The sequence below is a fragment of the Salmonella enterica subsp. arizonae genome, from assembly GCF_008692845.1.
Classification (GTDB): domain Bacteria; phylum Pseudomonadota; class Gammaproteobacteria; order Enterobacterales; family Enterobacteriaceae; genus Salmonella; species Salmonella arizonae.
Genome location: NZ_VXJW01000004.1, coordinates 221,984 through 243,784 on the forward strand (window position 1 = coordinate 221,984; position 21,801 = coordinate 243,784).

The following is a 21,801-nucleotide window of genomic DNA, read 5'->3' on the forward strand; positions in this document are numbered from 1 at the left end:
GATCCGTCGCGGGGCGATCCACACGATCGCCCCGTTCACGTTACATCGCCTGAGTAAAAGTGCGCGAAATAACGTCCTGTTGCTGCTCACGAGTCAGCGCATTGAAGCGCACGGCATAGCCGGAAACGCGGATCGTCAGGTTCGGGTAGTTTTCCGGATGTTCAATCGCATCCAGCAACATTTCACGGTTCATTACATTAACGTTCAGATGCTGCCCCCCTTCCACCTGTGCTTCATGATGGAAATAGCCGTCCAGTAGGCCGACAAGATTGGTTTTCCGCACGTCATCTTCTTTCCCAAGCGCCGCTGGCACAATCGAGAAGGTGTACGAAATACCGTCTTTAGCGTAGGTAAACGGCAGTTTCGCCACCGACGTCAGCGAGGCTACCGCTCCTTTACGGTCACGACCGTGCATCGGGTTCGCCCCTGGCGCGAACGGCGTCCCGGCGCGGCGTCCATCCGGCGTATTGCCGGTCTTCTGCCCGTACACGACGTTCGAGGTGATGGTCAAAATGGACTGCGTCGGCACCGCATGGCGATACGTCGGCAACACGCTAATTTTTTGCATAAAGCGTTTCACCAGGTCGCAGGCGATGCTGTCCACGCGCTCATCGTTATTACCATACTGCGGATACTCGCCTTCAATAGCGAAGTCGATGGCAAGGCCGTTTTCGTCGCGAATCGGCTTAACGCGAGCATACTTGATGGCGGACAGAGAATCCGCCGCTACCGACAGTCCGGCAATACCGCACGCCATCGTCCTATATACATCACGGTCGTGCAGCGCCATCAGCGAAGCTTCATAGCTGTACTTATCGTGCATGTAGTGAATGATGTTCAGCGCGCTGATGTACTGCACCGCCAGCCAGTCCATAAAATGGTCGAGGCTTTCTATTACCGTGTCGTAATCCAGTACCTCATCCGTTAATGGCGCGGTTTTCGGCCCGACCTGGATTTTCAGCTTCTCGTCAACGCCGCCATTGATGGCGTACAGCAACGTTTTGGCGAGGTTAGCCCGCGCACCGAAGAACTGCATCTGCTTACCGATGACCATTGGGCTGACGCAGCAGGCGATAGCGTAATCGTCGCTGTTAAAGTCGGTACGCATTAAATCGTCGTTTTCATACTGCAAAGATGAAGTCACGATGGAGACCTGCGCCGCATATTTTTTGAATGCCACTGGCAGCGCTTCAGACCACAGTATGGTCAGGTTAGGCTCCGGCGCTGGCCCCATCGTGTGCAGGGTATGCAGATAACGGAAGGCGTTTTTGGTCACCAACGTGCGACCGTCCAGCCCCATACCGCCAATTACCTCCGTCGCCCAGATCGGATCGCCGGAAAAGAGCGAGTCAAATTCCGGCGTGCGCAGGAAGCGTACCATGCGGATCTTCATGATGAAATGGTCGATCAGCTCCTGCGCCTGCTGCTCCGTCAGGAGGCCCGCGTTGAAATCGCGTTCAATGTAGATATCCAGGAACGACGCGGTTCGCCCCAGCGACATTGCGCCGCCATTCTGCGACTTTACCGCCGCCAGATAGGCAAAGTAGAGCCACTGTACAGCCTCCTGCGCGTTTCGCGCCGGACGGGAGATATCGTAGCCGTATTTCGCGGCCATCTCCTGCATTTGCAGCAGCGCGCGACGGTGCTCCGCCAGCTCCTCACGCAGGCGAAGCGTCGCCTCAAGATTTTGTCCCCACTCCAGATTCGACTGCAGGTCGGCGAATTGCAGCTCGCGTTCGCGCACCAGATAACGGATGCCATACAGCGCGACGCGGCGATAATCGCCAATAATGCGCCCGCGACCATAACCATCCGGCAAACCGGTTAATACACCGGATTTACGGCAGCGCAGCATATCCGGCGAGTAAACATCGAATACGCCCTGATTATGGGTTTTCCGCAGGTCGGTAAAGGTATATTCAAAATCGGCGTCCATTTCGCGGCCATAGGCATGGAATGAACTTTTGATCATATTAACGCCGCCAAACGGATGCAAAGCGCGTTTAAGCGGCTTATCCGTTTGTAAACCGACGATTTTTTCCAGGTCTTTTTCAATATATCCCGCATCGTGGGCGGTAATCGTCGTCGCGATGTTGGTATCGAAATCCACCGGCGCATGGGTCGCGTTCTCGATACGTATTCCCGCCATCACCTTTTCCCACAACGCCGTGGTCGCTGGCGTCGCATCGGCGAGAAAAGATTCATCCCCCTCATAAGGCGTATAGTTATGCTGAATAAAATCACGGACATTAATTTCTTCTTTCCAGTCCGTACCTTTAAAATCACGCCATGCTTCGGCATACAGCATATCGCTGGTATCGATATTTACCTTCATCAAAAATAATCTCTCTACAGAACAACCGTTAAGTTATGCAAATTCCACTGGTGCTTTCACGTTGCCTAAATGAATGGCATCAAGGGCAATCATTTTCTCTTCATTTGTGGGAATAACAGCGCAAATAACCTGAGAAGGGTTAGCGGAAATAATACGCTCGCCGTGATAATTCGGCTGCTTATTCATTTCAACGTCTAACGTAAGCCCCAGTACGCCCAAATGTTCAATTACCAACTGGCGAATTAATACTGAATTTTCACCAATACCGCCGGTAAAAATAATGCCATCCAGCCGATGTAACGATGCCGCGTGTCCGGCAATATGACGGGCGATACGGTGGACAAACGTTTTTATCGCTAACCGGGCGCGCTCATGTCCTTCGTGCCAGGCTTTTTCCAGGACTCTAAGGTCGGATGACAACCCGGAGATGCCGAGCAAACCGGACTCTTTATTCACCACACGCTCCAGATCGCTCAACGTCTGCCCGGTTTCGTTGGCTACCCACGCCATCGCGCCGAAATCAACGTCGCCGCTGCGAGTGCCCATCATCAGCCCCTCAAGCGGCGTCATCCCCATTGAGGTATCCACGCTCTGACCATTGCGTACCGCGCAGATAGACGCCCCATTGCCCAGATGCGCGACAATCAGACCCGAATTTTTTTCATCCAGGCCAAGCAGTTCATGCGCGCGCTGCGAAACATAGCGATGCGACGTACCGTGAAAGCCATAGCGACGCACGCCGAGCCTGGCAAAATAGTCCCACGGCAATCCGTACAAATAGGCTTCCGGCGCCAGCGTCTGGTGGAAACTGGTATCAAATACCGCGACCTGGCGCACGCCCGGAAAAAGATGCCGCGCAGCGTCAATACCGCTTAAATTAGCGTAATTATGTAACGGCGCTAAAGGCGATACCTGGCGAATATTATCGATAACCTCATCGGTAATAATAACGGACTGCGTAAATAGATCTCCACCATGCGCGATACGGTGGCCAATTAATGCCACGCTATCCGTTAAATCACGTTTTTCCAGCTCAAAAGCAATAGCCTGTAACGCGCCCTCATAATTAGGGTGCGCCAGGTTTAACGGCTTATCACCATTAATGGATAAAAAGGCGTTTTCAGTATTAATTCCATCTGCTATTCCCGCTATTAAAAGATCACAGGTAGCGACATCAAGTACCGAGAATTTAATAGAAGATGATCCGCAATTAATGACCAGAACGACCGGAAATTCATTCATGTAGTGACTCCGTCGATGTCAGACTGCGTCCGCGCCCTATGGCGGAACGCTGTCTGAACGTGAGGATTAGAACAATTTGTAGACGATATTCAGGATGGTCAGCAGACCAATCAGGGTGACGAACACGTTATCCAGACGGCCACGGTATTTCGCCAGCGACGGCGCTTTACGGATGGCATACATCGGCAGCAGACATAACAATGAAGCGATAATCGGCGCGCCCATCGCTTCGATCAGGTCCAGAATGTTCGGGTTTGCGTAAGCCACAACCCAGGTAGACCCCATAATGAAGATCATGCTGATGGTGTTAAGCTTGCCCATGGAGACTTTGGTTTTATCGCCTTTATAACCGAACTTCAGCACCAGGCCGTTCAACCCTTCCAGGGTCCCCAAATAGTGACCAAAGAAAGATTTGAAGATAGCGACCAGCGCGATGATAGATGCGCCATACTCCAGCACCGTTGCAAAAGTGGATTTCGTCCCGGACAAAGAGGCGAAATGGTTGGCCAGGTAGGAAAGTACCGGAATGTTCTGCGCTTTCGCATCCGCCATATTCTGCGGGGAGAGCGTAAACAGGCAGCTAAAGGCAAAGAACATCACCACGGCTACCATCAGCATACTGGCGCGGGAGATGATCTGAGAACATTTACGTTCGGTAAAGTCGCGGCCAAACTCTTTCTCATACTCTTCACGCTTAGAAACCACGAATGAAGAGACGATGGGCGAAAAGTTAAAGGAGAACACCATGATAGAGATCCCCAGCCACACCGTAACCAGTATGCCATCGTGCCCGGTCAGGGCGATATTGCTGAGATCAACCTGATCGATAACCGCCGAGTTCCAGTAAGGAATAAGAGACAATGAGATTAGCACCAGGCTGGCGATAAACGGCCACACCAGGTAGCTCATCACCTTAACCATCAGATCCTTACCAAACCAGATCACAAAGGCCATCAGCAGCAGCAAGAACAGCGCCACGACACCGCGGTTTAACGCAGGCATCTGCAACTGGTTTTCCCAGAATGTCATGAACGTGTTAGTAATGGTGACGCCATAAATCCACAGCAGCGGACAAATCGCAAAGAAGTACAGGAATGTGATAACTACCCCGCCCGTTTTACCAAAGTGCTCTTCGACCGTTTCCGTAATATTGCCGGACGGATTAGATCCGGACAAACACAGACGCGCCAGCGCCCGATGACAATAGAACGCAATAGGGTAAGCTAAAACCAGCATCAGCAGAATGGGGATAAGCCCGCCAAACCCGGCGCGGATAGGGAAAAACAGCACCCCGGCGCCGATGGCGGTACCAAATAAACCCAGCGTCCACGTAGTGTCCGATTTACGCCATGACGACTGTTTTGCCTGGCTGGATACAATGCTATCAGTAGTACTCATATCCTATCCTCACGAAAAGATTAAGCGTCAACTAAACCCGTAATTTGTGATACACGAGAAAGATCGATATTGCCGCCAGAAATAATACTGACCGTTTTTCTGTTCTGAATATGGCTATCTAATTTCCCGCTTAATAATGCAGCGCAAGCCAGTGCGCCAGCACCTTCAGTAATAACCTTATTGCGCTGAATTAAGGCGATCATACTGTTACGAATTTCATCTTCGCTGACCAGGACAATGTCATCCACTAATTCACGAACGATTTCATATGTTAAATTACCCGGGCGGGAGACATCACAACCATCCGCCAGGGTGCCGGTCGTTCGATGCGTGGTTATTTCGCCAGCGTAATAAGACGCCGCCATACCGTGAACATTTTCAGACTGGACGCCGATAACATTAATGGTGGGGTTAATCGATTTAATCGCAATGGCAATACCTGCAATTAAACCACCGCCGCCAACAGGCACGATGACATTATCGACATCATACAGATCTTCCATAATTTCCAGACCAATAGTGCCCTGTCCGGCAATGACTTTCGGATCGTCGTAAGGCGGAATAAATATCCGGCCTTCAGTTTCGACAATTTCACTCACCTTAGCAATGGTGTCATTGAAGTTGTCGCCGTGGAGCACGACTTCCGCCGAATAATCACAGGTGGCCGCTACTTTAGACTTTGGCGCGCCCTTTGGCATCACCACCTTGCCGTCAATACCAAGCATTGCGCAAGAAAGCGAAACGCCCTGCGCATGGTTACCCGCGGAACAGGCCACAACGCCTTTACGTTTTTCAGCCTCCGTTAACGAACTAAGTTTGTTAAAAGCGCCACGAATTTTAAATGAGCCCGTACGCTGCATATTTTCAAACTTGAGAAATATTTCGCCTTTGCAACGTTCACTAAAATAGTTAGAGCGAGGCATCCCTGTTTTATATATCTTCCCTGCCAGTCTTTTCTTCGCGTCGAGGATATCTTCAATTGCAACCGGGAGATCGTATGTAATGTGCATTATAACCTCTTAACCTGGGTATTAAAAATAAGTTACCGTTGCCCACTGTTCAAAAAACAGATGGCGTCCATTTCGCTAAATATGTTTATTCCATATCATTCAATTTCTATTAACTGCCTGCGTCTGCATCCATTATATGATGAATATTGTTTAGCCAATTCTACTAATACTGAAGCGGCTTTTTTGATACGATAATTTTTAGACCATACCGCCGCATAACGTGCGACGGGTAACGTGTCTTTTATTGGTATCGTGATAAATTGATTAGAGCCAAAAGGCGTGGTCATATCGCAGGGAATCACAGTTAAGAAATCAGCATTGAGAACAAGATTATATATTGTGACGACGGAATCTGTTTTAACAATGTTTTCGATGCTGATGCCATTTCGTTGTAGAGTGGTGAGTAATTCGCTGTAGTAGCCCATATTCGTTTGCGGCAACACCCACTGTTCGTCTTTTAACGATTCCAGTGTGATGGTGCCGGTGCATGTTCGGGACTTGCTGGCCACCAGGACAAACTCTGATTCAAACAGCGGCTCTACATGCAGATCCTGTAACTGCATTTCACTACTGAGCGTACCGATAGCAAAGTCCAGCCGCCCGTCGCGCAGGGCCGGCAGGAATGAAGAGAGCTGGGCTTCGTACATGGATACCTGCGCTTTTGGAAATACCTCTTTGAACTTATGAATCATATCGGACATGAAGGTAAAACCAATCAGCGAAGGAAAACCAAACGAGACGTCAACGACGGTATTGCACGTCATGCTGTTCATCTCGTTGATCATATTTTTCATTTCACGAGTGATAGATTTAGACCAGGAGAGCAGCACCTGCCCCGCTTCAGTCAACGTAACGCCGGTATTTTTACGTACAATTAACTCAACGCCGAAATAAGCCTCAACGTCGCTAATGATTTTACTAACTGCGGGCTGGGTTAACCCTAACGATTTTGCGGCAGAACCGATAGAACCACTTTTAATGACTTCCTGAAAGACCACCAGATGCTGTGTTTTAGGGAGAACAAGTGTATTCATATCTACCGCTCTAAAATAATATTGTGAACGGTATGAAGTGTAGCAAATTAAATCTTAGCGGTTATGTGCTACCACTCACAAATTAACTTACCACAATTTTTACAAGGTTATTGCTAAATACAAAAGCCATTTAATTTCAAATTGTTAACAAAGACAAACAGTAATTCAGTCTGATTTTAGTCAAAAAATATGGCAGAAATAACGATATATTATGGCGATAACCACCCGATTTCCCCCCCTATTTCCAGCACCTCATGAAGACGATATTTCAAGCAATTACGGGCTATTTTATAGACAATTCCAATGTTAAATTTAAAGCGTAACTTATCAAAATTAAGTATAAGTAGGATATAAATTCGCTTAAAAAACGTTACGCATCACATTTTTTTACCTTATTTGTTTTCAAAGAAACATTTAATAAAATTTTAACCAAACTATCTCACACATTTAATTTTCATTTACAACAAATGATTTACACTATTTTTTTGCTATTTTTCAGAATGTAATTTTATGAAAGAAATCGATTGCTTTTCACTTTTCCTGGAAAGATCGACACCGATAGCGTTTTGTGCTATTCATCACAGAACGGAAAATATTATATCACTACAACCGCTAATTAATTGCCGGATAGCGACGCGAGCGTCTTATCCAACCTCTATACAAGGCTTTGCAGGATTGATAAACAAAACCCCGCCGAAGCGCTGAGGGATCCCCATAAATCTGCGCCAATAAACCAACACCATATTCTGATAGGTTCTGGCGAGGTGATTAAGAACGGTGCGCAGCACCGTTCGTTTTAAAATTAGCGGGGACTGTCGTAAGACATTCTCCGCTAACGTCAGATACGTGATAACCCGCCGTGTCCTGATGCTGTTGGCCTGATACCTTAAATGTAATCCTTTATTTTCAGCGTGATAACCTACAAGCCACAGGACTATTGTGCTCAGCGTTGTCAGCAGGCTCAGCGCCAGCACTCTTCCTGCCGAACGGCTGTAACTGGCCCGCAGACCGAACCCTAAGCGCTCACTTTTTCATCCCTGAAGCGCTGCTCAATCTGTATTCGGCGGCTGTATAACTTCATGATCACTCGCGGCTTAAAGTCATCAGTGCTACTGAATATTAACCACGGTTCTTTTGCCGCCGGGCTGGCATCTTTTATCTGTGATGGTCTGGCTATACCGCAACGGGAGCGTTTATTTTTCCGGCCTTTCGGCTCTTTTTTATGCAAATAAAAATGACCATCGCACCGCGCATATTCTGAGCGGGCAAGTGTCCCTGGCCCCAGATATTCCGGTTTGCTACTGGCCTGCAATTCCTGACGTCTGAACCAGTATTCGCCTTTGGCCTCAAGCCGCATCTGGATCTTTCCCCTTATGCGCCCGATAAAATCCCATCCGAGTGATTCTATGTGCCGGAACCAGGCATTCTGGAACCCTGCATCAGTGACGATGATCACTCTTGCTTCTGGGTTTACCGCTTCGGCAAGAGTATTAAGAAAGGCCTGCTGTACCTTTGCATTTTGCTGTTTCTCCGAAGGAACTATCTACCTCAGCAAGGGTATCGAACGTCCGTCGCAAATCAGGCTGGCGCGGAGCACGTGATGCTCCTGAGATGGATATCCACTCCAGTCAACAGCAATGGCACAAAGAGATAACTGGCTCGTCAGCATGGCAATAATATTTCTGAAAATCAGTGGGATATTGCGGTGAAGAGATTCATTACCGCGCAGTCGGTCAACGCGTTTGATTTTATTTTTGACCTGAGCCGTACCGGGTAAATAACGCCCGATACTTGTCAGCGTCAGAGATGCGCCATTGATGAGTACGATGGTGGCATCCAGCAAAGCATTTTGTCGGTATTTGTGAAGCGGTGCTAATGCATCGCGGAAAAAATTCTGACATACCTGGTGAGCAGGCATAGAGGTGATCTCATTGAATTGGTTGCACAAATCATTAGATCACAAAACTCTATGCCTGTCTTTTTTACCCGCCCATTACTGGGGATCCCTCAGCGCCGAAGCGGGTTTTATGAAGAGGTGAAACTGACCGATAAGCCGGGTTCTGTCGTGGACAGTCATTCATCTAGGCCAGCAATCGCTCACTGGCTCAAGCAGCCTACCCGGGTTCAGTACGGGCCGTACCTTATGAACCCCTATTTGGCCTTGCTCCGGGTGGAGTTTACCGTGCCGCGGACTGTTACCAGCCGCGCGGTGCGCTCTTACCGCACCCTTTCACCCTTACCTGATCCCACTTGCGTGGGCCATCGGCGGTTTGCTCTCTGTTGCACTGGTCGTGGGTTTCCCCCCCAGGCGTTACCTGGCACCCTGCCCTATGGAGCCCGGACTTTCCTCCCCTCCGCCCGTCTCCCCCGAAAGAGGACGACGACGAAGCGGCGACTGTCTGGTCAGCTTCGGCGCGCAGTATAGAGGGTTCGCGCGACTTTGTCACCCTGTGCTGCGCATTCCTATCGCCAAAGCGGCCGCAACATTTCTGGACGCCCGATAAATATTGTCAAAAGCGCTCCGGAAAGCCTCCTCCAGCGTCACAATGCGCGTGAGTACGCTAAAGGCAGCGTCGATGCCGTATTGATGCACTATCCCGACATCGTGCGTCAGGCTACCGGCAATACCAATCACCGGCTTATGATATTTTTTCGCTACACTTGCTACGCCGACAGGCACTTTACCGCGAATACTTTGGCTATCAATCCGCCCTTCCCCAGTCACCACCAACGTACAGTCGTGGATATGCTCCTCCAGGTTTAATGCCGCTGTGACAATTTCGATTCCGCTGCGTAATTCCGCGCCGAGAAAGGCTATTAATGCCGCCCCCATACCGCCTGCCGCTCCTGTGCCGGGCACCGCCTTTACATCAATATTCAGCGATTTTTTTATGATGTCGGCATAGTGAGCAAGATTCCTGTCCAGCTCCAGAATGTTCTCTTCGGTCGCGCCTTTCTGCGGCCCAAAAATACGTGATGCGCCGTTATCGCCGATCAGTGGATTAGAAACATCGCAGGCGACACGAATAGCGCAAAGTTTTAAGCGGGGATCAAGCTCTGAAATATCAATGTCGCTTAGGCAATGAAGGCTTCCGCCACCGTAACCGATATCCGCGCCGTTTGCATCGCGCAGTTTTGCGCCCAGCGCCTGCATCATCCCGGCGCCGCCGTCATTTGTCGCGCTGCCGCCAATGCCGATAATGATATTTCTTGCGCCGCTTTCCAGCGCCTGCAATATCAGCTCTCCCGTTCCCCGTGAGGTGGTAATCAAAGGGTTGCGTCTTTCTGGCGGAACCAGCGCCAGCCCGCTGGCCGCCGCCATTTCAATAAACGCGGTGTGGCCGTCGCCAGACATTCCCCAGCAAGCTTTCACTTTTTCACCCAACGGCCCGGTCACCCATGCGGCGCGTTCAGCGCCCTGCGTAGCGGCAATCATCGCCTCGACCGTTCCTTCTCCGCCATCAGCGACCGGGACAGAAACATACTGCGCATCGGGAAAGATTTCCCGAAATCCTTTTTCTATCGCCTGTGCGACCTCGGCGGCAGAAAGGCTTTCTTTGTAAGAGTCCGGGGCAATTACGATTTTCATAGTGGTAGCCTGTTACTGCACAACGCCGGACGGCGTTTCTCTTATTCAGCCTGGAATTCAGGCCCGAATCGCTGCGCGCCATCCGGGCATAACATCGTTAGCGAATGACTTCCACTTTCGCCAGTTTTTCGTAGTAGCACGCCAGGGCGCTATGGTCGTCATTACCGTGTCCATCTGCTCGTAGCGCCTGCATCATTTCCATAACGGCGGCAGTCAACGGTAGTTGCGCGCCAACGCCGTGGGAGGTATCCAGCGCATTCGCCAGATCTTTTATATGCAGATCGATACGGAAACCCGGTTTAAAGTTTCTGTCCATGACCATCGGTGCTTTCGCATCCAGTACCGTGCTGCCAGCCAGGCCGCCGCGAATCGCCTGATAGACCAGATCCGGGTTGACGCCAGCTTTGGTCGCCAGCGTCAGCGCTTCAGACATTGCCGCAATATTCAACGCCACGATCACCTGGTTGGCCAGTTTCGTGACGTTGCCTGCGCCAATATTGCCAGTATGCACCACGGATCCCGCCATCGCTTTCATCAGGTCGTAATATTTGTCAAAAATCGTTTTATCGCCGCCGACCATAACGGACAGCGTACCGTCGATGGCTTTGGGTTCTCCGCCGCTGACCGGCGCATCCAGCATTTCAATGCCTCTAGCTTTCAGGGCCTCACTGATCTCACGGCTCGCCAGCGGCGCGATAGAGCTCATATCAATCAATACGGTTCCCGGCTTTGCGCCTTCAATGATACCGTTCTCACCCAGCGCAACCTCTTTTACATGCGGAGAATTAGGCAGCATCGTGATGATGACGTCGCACTGTTCAGCGATCGCCTTCGCTGTAGAGGCCGTTTCCGCGCCTGCGGCGATTACGTCGGCAATCGCTTCAGGATTACGATCCGACACTACCAGCGAGTACCCTGCTTTCAGTAAGTTTTTGCTCATGGGCTTACCCATGATGCCTAAGCCAATAAAGCCAACTTTCATCGTCATAACGTTCTCTCTTTTCATACCGGGATTATTTTTTAAAGGTGTCGGCAAGCTTCTGCGTGCCAGCGCGGAATACGCCTAAATCGCTGCCAACAGCGACAAATGTCGCGCCCCATTCCAGATAACGGCGGGCGTCCGCCTCTATCGGCGCCAGAATGCCGCACGGTTTACCATGTGCTTTGGCGCGGGCGAAAATATGTTGAATCGTCTGCTGCACATCAGGGTGAGAAGCATTGCCGAGATGACCCAGCGCGGCGGCCAGATCGCTGGGGCCGACGAAAATGCCATCAACGCCTTCCGTTGCGGCAATGGCATCAACGTTGTCTACACCCAGTTGGCTTTCGATTTGAACAATAATGGTGATGTTTTTGTTCGACTGCGCAAAGTAATCAGGCACCGTGCCGAACATGTTGGCGCGGTGAGAAACGGAGACACCGCGAATGCCTTCCGGCGGATAACGCGTAGAGGCGACAGCGCGAGCCGCTTCCTCTTGCGTTTCAACAAAGGGGATCAGGAAGTTATAAAACCCGATATCCAGCATCCGTTTGATAATGACCGGTTCATTGGTCGGCACACGTACCACAGGCGCGCTGGCGCTGCCTTTCAATGCCATTAACTGCGGAATTAAGGTAGTCACGTCGTTCGGCGCGTGTTCACCATCCAGCACCAGCCAGTCAAATCCCGCCAGACCGAGAACTTCGGTGGTGATTGGACTTGCCAGCGCAGACCAGCAGCCGATCTGCACCTGTTGCGCCGCCAGCGCCACTTTAAACTTATTCGGAAAAATAGCGTTATTCATCGCTTATACCTTCGCTTATTTCTTTAATTCTTTACATGTGATGCCGCCGCCAGACTTATCGCAGCGACAATAAAAATACTTATCTGAAAATCAGAAGGGTTCTCCGCACTCTATTTTCATATCGGTAATACATTCTGTATCACAATATACCACCCTGATATTTTTATCGTCTTTTATTATTATGGTGTTTTCTAATAACCCGTCAGACACACTGTATTCGCTATTCAGTATAAACAGTATGGTGCGGATAATCATTGTGCAAATGCTCATTAAGAAAGCGTCATTTAGCGCTTATTTTTAGGCTAGAGCCCAAAACACTGGGCGCTAATGCACATATTTACGCTTTACCTTGCCTGGATAAGAAATTTCATAATTTGCGGTGATCTGGATCACATTCTTTTATTTATACTGCTGTCATTCTTATTTCATTATGCGTCAACTTTATTTCTTATATTGAGATTTAACGATTTAACCATAACTCAAATAGATAATCCTATTTCTATCATCCAGGCTGGAGAATGCTGAACAATGGCCAATATCGAAATTCGCCAGAAATCGCCATCGGCGTTTTATATAAAAGTACATGAAACCGATAATGTCGCAATTATTGTTAATGACTACGGTCTTAAAGCCGGAACACGTTTTCCGGATGGTCTGGAACTGACTGAACATATTCCGCAAGGACATAAAGTCGCTCTGACGGATATCCCTGCTCACGGCGAAATTGTCCGTTACGGCGAAGTCATCGGCTATGCGGTACGCGACATATTACGCGGAAGTTGGATCGACGAATCACTGGTTGAACTGCCGAAAGCGCCGCCGCTGAATACGCTGCCGCTGGCGACAAAAGTGCCCGAACCACTGCCGCCGCTGGAGGGTTACACGTTTGAGGGCTATCGTAACGCCGATGGCAGCGTCGGCACCAAAAATCTGCTTGGCATTACCACCAGCGTACACTGTGTAGCGGGCGTGGTCGATTATGTGGTGAAAGTGATTGAGCGCGACCTACTGCCCAGATACCCGAATGTAGATGGCGTTGTGGGGCTGAACCATCTGTACGGCTGCGGCGTGGCAATCAACGCGCCAGCGGCGGTTGTACCGATTCGCACGATTCATAATATTGCGCTCAACCCAAATTTTGGCGGCGAAGTGATGGTAATTGGCCTCGGTTGCGAAAAGCTTCAGCCGGAGCGACTGCTGGAAGGCACCGGGGATATTCCCGCCATTACCGTTGAAAGCGCCAGCATTGTGCGTTTACAGGACGAACAGCATGTCGGCTTTAAATCAATGGTCGATGAGATTTTGCAGGTCGCCGAACGCCATCTGGCGAAACTGAACCAGCGCCAGCGCGAAACTTGCCCGGCCTCCGAGCTGGTCGTCGGGATGCAGTGCGGCGGCAGCGATGCGTTTTCCGGCGTCACGGCAAACCCGGCGGTGGGTTACGCTTCCGATCTGCTGGTACGCTGCGGCGCCACGGTGATGTTCTCGGAAGTCACCGAAGTGCGCGATGCCATTCATCTTCTGACGCCGCGCGCCATCAACGAAGCCGTGGGTAAACGTCTGTTGGACGAGATGGCCTGGTACGATAATTACCTTGATATGGGGAAAACCGATCGCAGCGCTAACCCGTCCCCAGGCAACAAAAAAGGCGGTCTGGCGAATGTGGTGGAAAAAGCGCTGGGCTCTATCGCTAAATCGGGTAAGAGCGCCATTGTGGAGGTGCTGTCACCGGGGCAGCGCCCCACCAAACGCGGCCTGATTTACGCCGCGACGCCCGCCAGCGATTTCGTTTGCGGCACGCAGCAGGTCGCTTCCGGCATTACCGTACAGGTCTTTACCACTGGGCGCGGCACGCCATACGGGCTGATGGCGGTGCCGGTGATTAAAATGGCGACGCGTACCGAGCTGGCGAACCGCTGGTATGACTTAATGGATATTAATGCGGGCACCATCGCTACCGGCGAAGAGACCATCGAAGACGTGGGCTGGAAGCTGTTCCACTTTATTCTGGATGTTGCCAGCGGCCGGAAAAAGACTTTCTCAGACCAGTGGGGCTTACATAACCAACTGGCGGTATTTAACCCGGCGCCAGTGACCTGATCAAGGCGGTGCCGGATAAGGCGTAACCGCTATCCGGCCTGAATATAACCGTATAATTTGTAGACCGGGTAAGCGCCACCCGGTATTTTTACGTGCTATTTAATTATATTTTCACCAGGATCACATCAATTCCGCTCTTACGTAGCCCTTCCAGACTTTCTACGGGAATACCCTCATCAACAATAATCATATCGATCCGTTGCGTATCAACGATCTTATGCAGACTGGAACGATCGAATTTGCTGGAGTCAGTAACAACAATGATCTTCTCCGCCACCTCACACATCCGACGATTAAGCCTGGCTTCATCTTCATTATGTGTACTAATACCACGCTCTAAATCAATAGCATCAACACCAAGGAACAACATATCGAAATGGTAATTCTGTAAGGAGTGTTCCGCCTGGTCGCCATAAAAAGACAGAGACTGACGGCGGAGATGTCCACCAGTCATTAATAATTCGACTCCCTCGGCTTCCAGTAATGCATTAGCAACGTTCATACCATTGGTCATTGCAATCACATCAGTATGCTTGCGCATCAGACGAGCAATTTCATAAGTCGTGGTACCTGAGTCAAGAATCACACGATGACCCGGCTTAATCAGTTCAACCGCAGCTCTGGCAATACTGCGTTTTAATGCCGTATTAAGAGAACTTTTATCTTCTACAGAAGGCTCCATACATGAAGTATTACTGTCGCAGATTAGCGCGCCGCCGTAGGCTCTTACTGCGATACCCTGCTTTTCAAGGAAAGCCAGATCGTTACGAATTGTCACTGTAGATACGCCAAAAAGTACGGAAAGATCGCTTACTTGTACGCTTCCCTGCTGTCGCAACCGCTGGATAATCAGCTCACGCCTTTCACTGGTACCCGTTACGCGTTTATCTGCAGAAGAGTCAGTATGGCCCATAAAAAATCCTTTAGTTAAATCTTTCGTTTTATTTCGTTTCGACTATTAACACCTTTCTTATAGGGGAAAGCAAGCCTCCTTCCAGTAATACCCTATCCTCCCCACCAAAACCTTTCATTATGTTTCTTTTGTGAAACAGATCGGAAAATCATTATCTTTCGTTTTGTTTTCAAAAGACCATATAGCAATATTAAATGAAACATAACGAAAGAATGTAGACGTAACTAACTGAACTGGAGAAGAAAGTGAAACATCTGACTAACATGGTGGAGCAGCATAAACGCGGGAAGGCAAACGGGATTTATGCCGTTTGTTCCGCGCATCCACTAGTACTGGAATCCGCGATACGCTACGCCCACGCCAATCACACTCCGTTGTTGATCGAAGCAACTTCTAACCAGGTTGATCAGTTTGGCGGCTACACAGGCATGACCCCTGCAGATTTTCGCGATTTTGTCTGCCAGCTCGCCGATTCGCTGGGATTTCCGCAATCAGAATTAATTCTGGGCGGAGATCATCTCGGTCCTAATCGTTGGCAAAACCTGCCCGCGACACAGGCAATGGCCAATGCCGATGACCTGATCAAAAGCTATGTGGCAGCCGGATTTAAAAAGATCCACCTGGATTGCAGTATGTCCTGCGCCGATGATCCCGTGCCACTAACCGATGAAATCGTAGCGGAGCGGGCGGCTCGCTTGGCGAAAGTGGCAGAAGAAACCTGCCAGCAGCATTTCGGCAAGTCCGATCTGGTCTATGTCATCGGGACGGAAGTTCCGGTTCCCGGCGGAGCTCATGAAACATTAACAGAGCTAGAAGTGACCACGCCGGAGGCAGCACGCGCTACGCTGGAAGCCCACCGTTGTGCATTCGAAAAGCAGGGGCTGGATGCTATCTGGCCGCGCATCAACGCACTGGTTGTGCAACCCGGCGTCGAGTTCGACCACACGCACATCATCGATTATCAACCGCAAAAAGCCACCGAACTGAGCAAGATGGTGGAGACGTATGACATGCTGGTATTCGAAGCGCACTCCACGGATTACCAGACGCCGCAGTCGCTGCGCCAGCTAGTGAAAGACCACTTCGCCATTCTGAAAGTCGGCCCGGCTTTGACCTTCGCCCTACGCGAAGCGCTGTTCTCGCTGGCGGCCATTGAAGAAGAGTTGCTTCCGGCCAAAGCCTGCTCCGGACTACGTCATGTACTTGAAAGCGTGATGCTCGATCGCCCGGAATACTGGCAGAACCACTATCATGGAGATGGCAATGCACGCCGTCTGGCGCGTGGCTACAGCTATTCTGACCGCGTTCGCTACTACTGGCCGGACAGCCAAATTGATGGCGCCTTCGAGCGGCTGGTGCGCAACCTCGCAGACGAACCTATTCCACTGCCGCTCATCAGCCAATATTTACCGTTGCAGTACGTAAAAGTCCGCGAGGGAGATCTCAACGCTACGCCGAGAGAACTCATCATCAGCCATATTCAGGACATCCTGCAGCAGTACCACGCCGCCTGTTATGGCACGACGTTCTATAACGAATAACGAAAAAGAAAAACGTTATGGTAAATCTGGTACTGGTCGATGAACTGGGTCGGTGCCGCTAAGGAAAACCGATTGAGGAAGGTGTATGAGGCAAATTTTGCGCGCCAGGCGACTGCTGACAGAGCAAGGCTGGCTGGACGATCACCAGTTACGTATTGAAGAGGGCATTATTACTGCGGTAGAGCCCATTCCGGCAGGCATAGCATTGCGTGATGCCGAGTTGTTATGTCCTGCTTATATTGATACCCATGTTCACGGCGGCGCGGGAGTCGACGTGATGGATGAATCGCCGGACGCACTCGATAAACTGGCAATTCATAAAGCACGTGAAGGGGTAGCCAGTTGGCTACCCACTACTGTCACAGCGCCGCTAACGGCAATTCACCGCACTCTGGAGCGTATAGCGCTACGCTGCCATTCGGGTGGCCCAGGCGCGCAGGTATTAGGGAGCTATCTGGAAGGTCCCTACTTCACGCCGCAGAATAAAGGAGCGCATCCCCCGAAACTGTTCCGGGAACTGAATCTCGTCGAATTAAATGAACTGATAGCAGTCTCCCAGCATACCTTACGCGTGGTCGCGCTGGCACCAGAAAAAACCGGAGCATTAGAGACAATTACCCATCTGAAGCAGCAGGGGATACGGGTGATGCTAGGACACAGTGCAGCTACCTGGCAGCAAACCCACGCAGCTTTTGACGCAGGTGCGGACGGGCTGGTGCACTGCTATAACGGTATGACCGGTCTGCATCACCGGGAGCCAGGAATGGTCGGCGCAGGGTTAACGGACCCACGAGCTTGGTTGGAGCTTATCGCTGACGGCCACCACGTCCATCCGACGGCAATGAAGCTATGTTGCTGTTGCGCCAAAGATCGGGTGGTGCTGATCACCGATGCCATGCAGGCTGCAGGTCAGCCCGATGGGCGCTATACGCTCTGCGGTGAAGAGGTAGAGATGCACGCCGGTATCGTGCGGACCGCTTCCGGCGGTTTGGCGGGCAGCACACTGTCAATTGATGCTGCGGTTCGCAATATGGTCGAGTTTACGGGAATCGCTACAGTGGAAGCGATCCATATGGCTTCGCTACATCCGGCCCGCCTGCTGGGGATCGATCATCATTTGGGATCGTTAAAAACAGGCAAACGCGCCAATATCATCGCGCTAGATAACAGACTGTATTTACAACAGATCTGGATTCAGGGCCAAGCATTTCCCCTATAATCCTTTTCATTGTACGTTATCCTGGCCTTCGGTTACCTCTCGCAAGGCCTTTTCTTTCCTTTCCTTTCGTTTCGTAAAAACAAAACTCTCTACATTTAATAATATTTATTATATATCAATAAGATAAATACAACCCCCACCTTGCCTCACTAAAATTTCGTTTTATTTCATTTACTCGCATTGAACTTTCGTTTCCTTTCCTATAAATTACAACAAATGATTATGTGAATAAGTGAAATGAAACGAAAGATAGCAACACATTGCTAACGTCTGATGTGGAATTCACAAGACTAAGGACTTACATTATGTCAGAAACCTATACCTCCGCAGCCGCGACAACAGAAACCTGGACAGAAAAAGAGATCCGTCAGCAGCCAGCCAGTTGGCTCCGCTCGCTGAATCATATCGACAATATTCGCTCCGCGATTGACAGTTTTCTCACACCATTGCTGCATAAAAACAACCTCAGGATCATCCTGACCGGGGCGGGTACTTCAGCATTTATTGGCGACATTATCGCTCCCTGGCTTGCCAGCCAGACCGGAAAAAATATCTGTGCCATACCGACTACCGATCTGGTCACCAATCCGACGGACTATCTGAACCCGTCGCATCCATTACTGTTGATCTCCTTCGCTCGTTCCGGTAACAGCCCGGAGAGTGTCGCCGCCGTTGAACTGGCAAATCATTTCGTTCCAGAGTGTTACCACCTTTCGATCACCTGTAACGAGGCTGGTAGCTTGTATCAAAATGCCGTTGAAAACGACAATACTTTTGCTTTGTTAATGCCAGCAGAAACACACGATCGCGGCTTCGCGATGACCAGTAGTATCACCACCATGATGGCCAGTTGCCTGGCAGTCTTCGTTCCGGAAACTATTAATAGTCGGACATTCCGTGACGTGGCCGATCGTTGCCAGGCGATTCTGAACTCACTCGGTGATTTCAACCACGGCGTGTTTGGTAATGAGCCCTGGCAGCGAATCGTTTATCTCGGCAGCGGTGGACTGCAGGGTGCCGCACGTGAGTCATCGCTGAAAGTGCTGGAGCTGACAGCGGGTAAACTGGCAGCATTCTATGACTCGCCAACAGGTTTCCGCCACGGCCCAAAATCACTGGTCGATAGCGAAACATTGATCGTGGTGTATATCTCCAGCCACCCTTATACACGCCAGTATGATCTCGATCTGCTGGCTGAACTGCGTCGCGATCGGCAGGCCATGCGCGTCATAGCCATTGCCGCTGAAAGTGATGCCGTTATCGAAGCTGGCCCGCACATCCTCCTGCCGCCAGCACGACACTTCATCGATATAGAGCTGGCTTTTTGCTTCCTGATGTACGCTCAGGTATTCGCGCTCACACAATCAATCAGTGTTGGTAATACTCCAGATACTCCTTCCGCCAGCGGCACCGTCAACCGTGTGGTACAGGGCGTTGTTATTCATCCCTGGCAGGATTAAGAGGTTCCGATCATGAGCATTATTTCTACGAAATATCTCCTGCAGGATGCGCAGGAAAAAGGTTATGCCGTGCCTGCTTTCAATATTCATAACGCCGAGACGATCCAGGCTATCCTTGAAGTGTGTAGAGAAATGAAATCACCCGTGATCCTCGCTGGGACGCCGGGTACTTTTAAGCATATTGCGCTGGAAGAGATCTATGCGCTATGCAGCGCGTACTCTACCAGTTTCGATATACCACTGGCGCTGCATCTCGATCACCACGAATCGTTGGATGACATTCGCCATAAGGTGAATGCTGGCGTGCGTAGCGCCATGATCGATGGTAGCCACTTCCCATTTGAAGAGAACGTAAAGCTGGTGAAATCGGTCGTAGACTTTTGCCACTCACGTGATTGCAGCGTGGAGGCAGAGCTAGGGCGACTGGGCGGTGTCGAAGATGACATGAGCGTTGATGCGGAAAATGCTTTTCTGACCGATCCGCAGGAAGCCAAACGCTTTGTCGAACTGACGGGTGTAGACAGCCTCGCTGTTGCTATAGGTACTGCACACGGTCTCTACACTAAAAAACCCAAAATCGATTTCCAGCGTCTGGCAGAAATTCGTGAAGTGGTAGATATACCGCTGGTACTGCACGGCGCAAGCGATGTACCTGATGAATATGTACGCCGCACTATTGAATTAGGTGTATGTAAAGTGAATGTAGCGACCGAATTAAAAATCGCTTTCGCGGCTGCGGTCAAAAAATGGTTCATTGAAAACCCGGACGGCAACGACCCACGGTATTACATGCGCGTTGGTATGAATGCCATGAAAGAAGTAGTAAGAAGTAAAATAACACTTTGTAATTCATACGGAAAATTATTACCCGCTTTACAGTACTAATATATTTATCTGGGTTAGATAAATATATTAAGGATTACTTAGTTCTCAATTTATGAAGGTCATGATGAACACCTCATGATCTTCATAGTACCTTATTGTAAATAATGAAGTCTTCTGCATACTCTAAGAAAGGCCTTTTGAACCATAAGAATGGGCATTATTTCAAAGCATTGCCCACATCAACGGGATGATTATGGAAGACGAAAACCACACGGTTGAGAGCAGTAAACACTTTTGCTAAATCATCTTCAGCATATAAAAATAGTGGCCGGAACAAGCGATAGAAAAGATACAAAACGAGTTAATAACCTCAGCAGATAACTCAGTTACCTGCCGAATATATATCATCGTGAAAATAAGTTAGACGTTACTTATAGTTACTCTCCCTGCTGCGCCAACGCATACTTATACAGCGCGTTCTTCTTCACGCCATGAATTTCCGCCGCCAGCGCCGCCGCTTTTTTTAGCGGTAACTCGGCCTGTAGCAGCGCCAGCGTGCGCAGCGCGTCGGCGGGCAGGTCGTCCTCTTGCGCTTTATGCCCTTCAACAATCAGCACCATTTCGCCTTTGCGACGATTTTCATCCTCTTTCACCCACGCCAGCAGTTCGCCGACCGGAGCGCCGTGAATCGTTTCCCATGTTTTGGTCAGCTCGCGCGCCAGCACTACGTAGCGGGATCCGCCCCAAACAGCCACCATATCTTCCAGGCTATCCAGCAGACGATGGGTGGACTCATAAAAAATCAGCGTCCGCGGCTCCGTTTCAACTGCCTTCAGCGCATCGCGGCGACCTTTGGATTTCGCCGGCAAAAAGCCTTCATAGCAAAAACGGTCGGATGGCAGACCAGCAGCGCTTAGTGCGGCAATCGCCGCACACGGCCCCGGCAACGGCACCACGCGGATGCCCGCTTCGCGGCAGGTACGCACCAGATGGTAGCCAGGATCGTTAATCAGCGGCGTACCGGCGTCGGAAACCAGCGCGATGTTCTGACCTTCTTTCAGCTTCGCGACCAGCGTTTCCGCTTTTTGTTGTTCGTTATGGTCGTGCAATGCGAACAGCCGGGCGTTAATCGCAAAATGTTGCAGTAATAAACCGGTATGACGAGTGTCTTCAGCGGCAATTAAATCAACGGCTTGTAAAACTTCCAGCGCACGTTGGGTAATATCAGCCAAATTCCCGATAGGAGTAGGTACAATAAAGAGCTGGCCCTGAGAATTATCCGCCGATTCGTTTTGTTTCATTGTGTCGTCCGTATTGCCGATTTAATATTGAGCATTGCGTAAAAAATATC

At 50.2% G+C, this 21,801-nt stretch carries 15 protein-coding genes, 1 other RNA gene and 1 pseudogene; 5 read left to right on the forward strand and 12 right to left on the reverse strand.

The genetic code is table 11. The annotated features are described in order from the left end of the window. Positions 1–40: 40 nt before the first annotated feature. The 10 genes and pseudogenes from pflB to garL form a co-directional block, all read right to left on the reverse strand. Positions 41–2,335 carry a formate C-acetyltransferase gene (pflB, locus tag F4V61_RS10140; RefSeq protein ID WP_038397587.1) on the reverse strand — a complete coding sequence of 765 codons (2,295 nt, stop codon included), beginning with the start codon at positions 2,333–2,335 and terminating at the stop codon, positions 41–43. Between the two features lie 33 nt (positions 2,336–2,368). After that, entirely contained in the window at positions 2,369–3,577 is a 1,209-nt protein-coding gene (gene tdcD, locus F4V61_RS10145; protein ID WP_001001847.1) for a propionate kinase, read from the reverse strand. Positions 3,578–3,643: 66 nt separating this feature from the next. Then, positions 3,644–4,975, reverse strand: a complete 1,332-nt coding sequence (gene tdcC, locus F4V61_RS10150) for a threonine/serine transporter TdcC (protein ID WP_058819956.1) — start codon at positions 4,973–4,975, stop codon at positions 3,644–3,646. Between the two features lie 20 nt (positions 4,976–4,995). After that, the gene (gene tdcB, locus F4V61_RS10155; RefSeq protein ID WP_000548362.1) at positions 4,996–5,985 is read right to left on the reverse strand and encodes a bifunctional threonine ammonia-lyase/L-serine ammonia-lyase TdcB; all 990 of its coding nucleotides are present in this window, start codon (positions 5,983–5,985) and stop codon (positions 4,996–4,998) included. A 95-nt stretch (positions 5,986–6,080) separates the two neighbouring features. After that, entirely contained in the window at positions 6,081–7,019 is a 939-nt protein-coding gene (gene tdcA, locus F4V61_RS10160; protein ID WP_038397585.1) for a transcriptional regulator TdcA, read from the reverse strand. A gap of 728 nt (positions 7,020–7,747) precedes the next feature. Next, a pseudogene (locus F4V61_RS10165) lies at positions 7,748–8,937 on the reverse strand (IS4 family transposase); the annotation flags it as partial. A 115-nt stretch (positions 8,938–9,052) separates the two neighbouring features. Then, positions 9,053–9,430, reverse strand: an RNA gene (rnpB, locus tag F4V61_RS10170) — RNase P RNA component class A. Positions 9,431–9,462: 32 nt separating this feature from the next. Then, positions 9,463–10,608 carry a glycerate 2-kinase gene (gene garK, locus F4V61_RS10175; protein WP_079828510.1) on the reverse strand — a complete coding sequence of 382 codons (1,146 nt, stop codon included), beginning with the start codon at positions 10,606–10,608 and terminating at the stop codon, positions 9,463–9,465. Positions 10,609–10,705: 97 nt separating this feature from the next. Further along, positions 10,706–11,614, reverse strand: a complete 909-nt coding sequence (gene garR / locus F4V61_RS10180) for a 2-hydroxy-3-oxopropionate reductase (RefSeq protein WP_080161192.1) — start codon at positions 11,612–11,614, stop codon at positions 10,706–10,708. Positions 11,615–11,621: 7 nt separating this feature from the next. Continuing rightward, on the reverse strand, positions 11,622–12,392 hold the full coding sequence (gene garL / locus F4V61_RS10185) for a 2-dehydro-3-deoxyglucarate aldolase (protein WP_079799039.1): 771 nt from the start codon (positions 12,390–12,392) through the stop codon (positions 11,622–11,624). 528 nt (positions 12,393–12,920) lie between these two features. Here garL and garD point away from each other — a divergent pair. Further along, the gene (garD, locus tag F4V61_RS10190) at positions 12,921–14,492 is read left to right on the forward strand and encodes a galactarate dehydratase (protein ID WP_058819653.1); all 1,572 of its coding nucleotides are present in this window, start codon (positions 12,921–12,923) and stop codon (positions 14,490–14,492) included. A 103-nt stretch (positions 14,493–14,595) separates the two neighbouring features. Here garD and F4V61_RS10195 read toward each other — a convergent pair whose 3' ends face one another. After that, on the reverse strand, positions 14,596–15,405 hold the full coding sequence (locus F4V61_RS10195) for a DeoR family transcriptional regulator (RefSeq protein WP_038397581.1): 810 nt from the start codon (positions 15,403–15,405) through the stop codon (positions 14,596–14,598). 263 nt (positions 15,406–15,668) lie between these two features. Here F4V61_RS10195 and kbaZ point away from each other — a divergent pair, with 263 nt between their 5' ends. The 4 genes from kbaZ (at position 15,669) to kbaY (ending at position 20,510) form a co-directional block, all read left to right on the forward strand. Further along, positions 15,669–16,946 carry a tagatose-bisphosphate aldolase subunit KbaZ gene (gene kbaZ, locus F4V61_RS10200; RefSeq protein WP_232081996.1) on the forward strand — a complete coding sequence of 426 codons (1,278 nt, stop codon included), beginning with the start codon at positions 15,669–15,671 and terminating at the stop codon, positions 16,944–16,946. 85 nt (positions 16,947–17,031) lie between these two features. Further along, positions 17,032–18,165: an N-acetylglucosamine-6-phosphate deacetylase gene (gene nagA / locus F4V61_RS10205; protein WP_079829433.1), complete on the forward strand. Its 1,134-nt coding sequence runs from the start codon at positions 17,032–17,034 to the stop codon at positions 18,163–18,165. A 305-nt stretch (positions 18,166–18,470) separates the two neighbouring features. After that, positions 18,471–19,625, forward strand: a complete 1,155-nt coding sequence (locus tag F4V61_RS10210) for an SIS domain-containing protein (RefSeq protein ID WP_000005495.1) — start codon at positions 18,471–18,473, stop codon at positions 19,623–19,625. A gap of 12 nt (positions 19,626–19,637) precedes the next feature. After that, positions 19,638–20,510 (forward strand): tagatose-bisphosphate aldolase subunit KbaY, encoded by an 873-nt coding sequence (gene kbaY / locus F4V61_RS10215; protein ID WP_038397579.1) that lies wholly within the window; start codon positions 19,638–19,640, stop codon positions 20,508–20,510. 377 nt (positions 20,511–20,887) lie between these two features. Here the strand turns inward: kbaY and rsmI are convergent, their stop codons facing one another. Continuing rightward, positions 20,888–21,751 carry a 16S rRNA (cytidine(1402)-2'-O)-methyltransferase gene (gene rsmI, locus F4V61_RS10220; protein WP_000812282.1) on the reverse strand — a complete coding sequence of 288 codons (864 nt, stop codon included), beginning with the start codon at positions 21,749–21,751 and terminating at the stop codon, positions 20,888–20,890. Between the last annotated feature and the right edge of the window lie 50 nt (positions 21,752–21,801).

Bases quoted from the DNA above. Each gene is read 5' to 3' on its own strand.
- pflB (WP_038397587.1), bottom strand. From the start codon at position 2,335: ATGAAGGTAAATATCGATACCAGCGATATGCTGTATGCCGAAGCATGG.
- tdcD (WP_001001847.1), bottom strand. From the start codon at position 3,577: ATGAATGAATTTCCGGTCGTTCTGGTCATTAATTGCGGATCATCTTCT.
- tdcC (WP_058819956.1), bottom strand. From the start codon at position 4,975: ATGAGTACTACTGATAGCATTGTATCCAGCCAGGCAAAACAGTCGTCA.
- tdcB (WP_000548362.1), bottom strand. From the start codon at position 5,985: ATGCACATTACATACGATCTCCCGGTTGCAATTGAAGATATCCTCGAC.
- tdcA (WP_038397585.1), bottom strand. From the start codon at position 7,019: ATGAATACACTTGTTCTCCCTAAAACACAGCATCTGGTGGTCTTTCAG.
- garK (WP_079828510.1), bottom strand. From the start codon at position 10,608: ATGAAAATCGTAATTGCCCCGGACTCTTACAAAGAAAGCCTTTCTGCC.
- garR (WP_080161192.1), bottom strand. From the start codon at position 11,614: ATGAAAAGAGAGAACGTTATGACGATGAAAGTTGGCTTTATTGGCTTA.
- garL (WP_079799039.1), bottom strand. From the start codon at position 12,392: ATGAATAACGCTATTTTTCCGAATAAGTTTAAAGTGGCGCTGGCGGCG.
- garD (WP_058819653.1), top strand. From the start codon at position 12,921: ATGGCCAATATCGAAATTCGCCAGAAATCGCCATCGGCGTTTTATATA.
- F4V61_RS10195 (WP_038397581.1), bottom strand. From the start codon at position 15,405: ATGGGCCATACTGACTCTTCTGCAGATAAACGCGTAACGGGTACCAGT.
- kbaZ (WP_232081996.1), top strand. From the start codon at position 15,669: ATGGTGGAGCAGCATAAACGCGGGAAGGCAAACGGGATTTATGCCGTT.
- nagA (WP_079829433.1), top strand. From the start codon at position 17,032: ATGAGGCAAATTTTGCGCGCCAGGCGACTGCTGACAGAGCAAGGCTGG.
- F4V61_RS10210 (WP_000005495.1), top strand. From the start codon at position 18,471: ATGTCAGAAACCTATACCTCCGCAGCCGCGACAACAGAAACCTGGACA.
- kbaY (WP_038397579.1), top strand. From the start codon at position 19,638: ATGAGCATTATTTCTACGAAATATCTCCTGCAGGATGCGCAGGAAAAA.
- rsmI (WP_000812282.1), bottom strand. From the start codon at position 21,751: ATGAAACAAAACGAATCGGCGGATAATTCTCAGGGCCAGCTCTTTATT.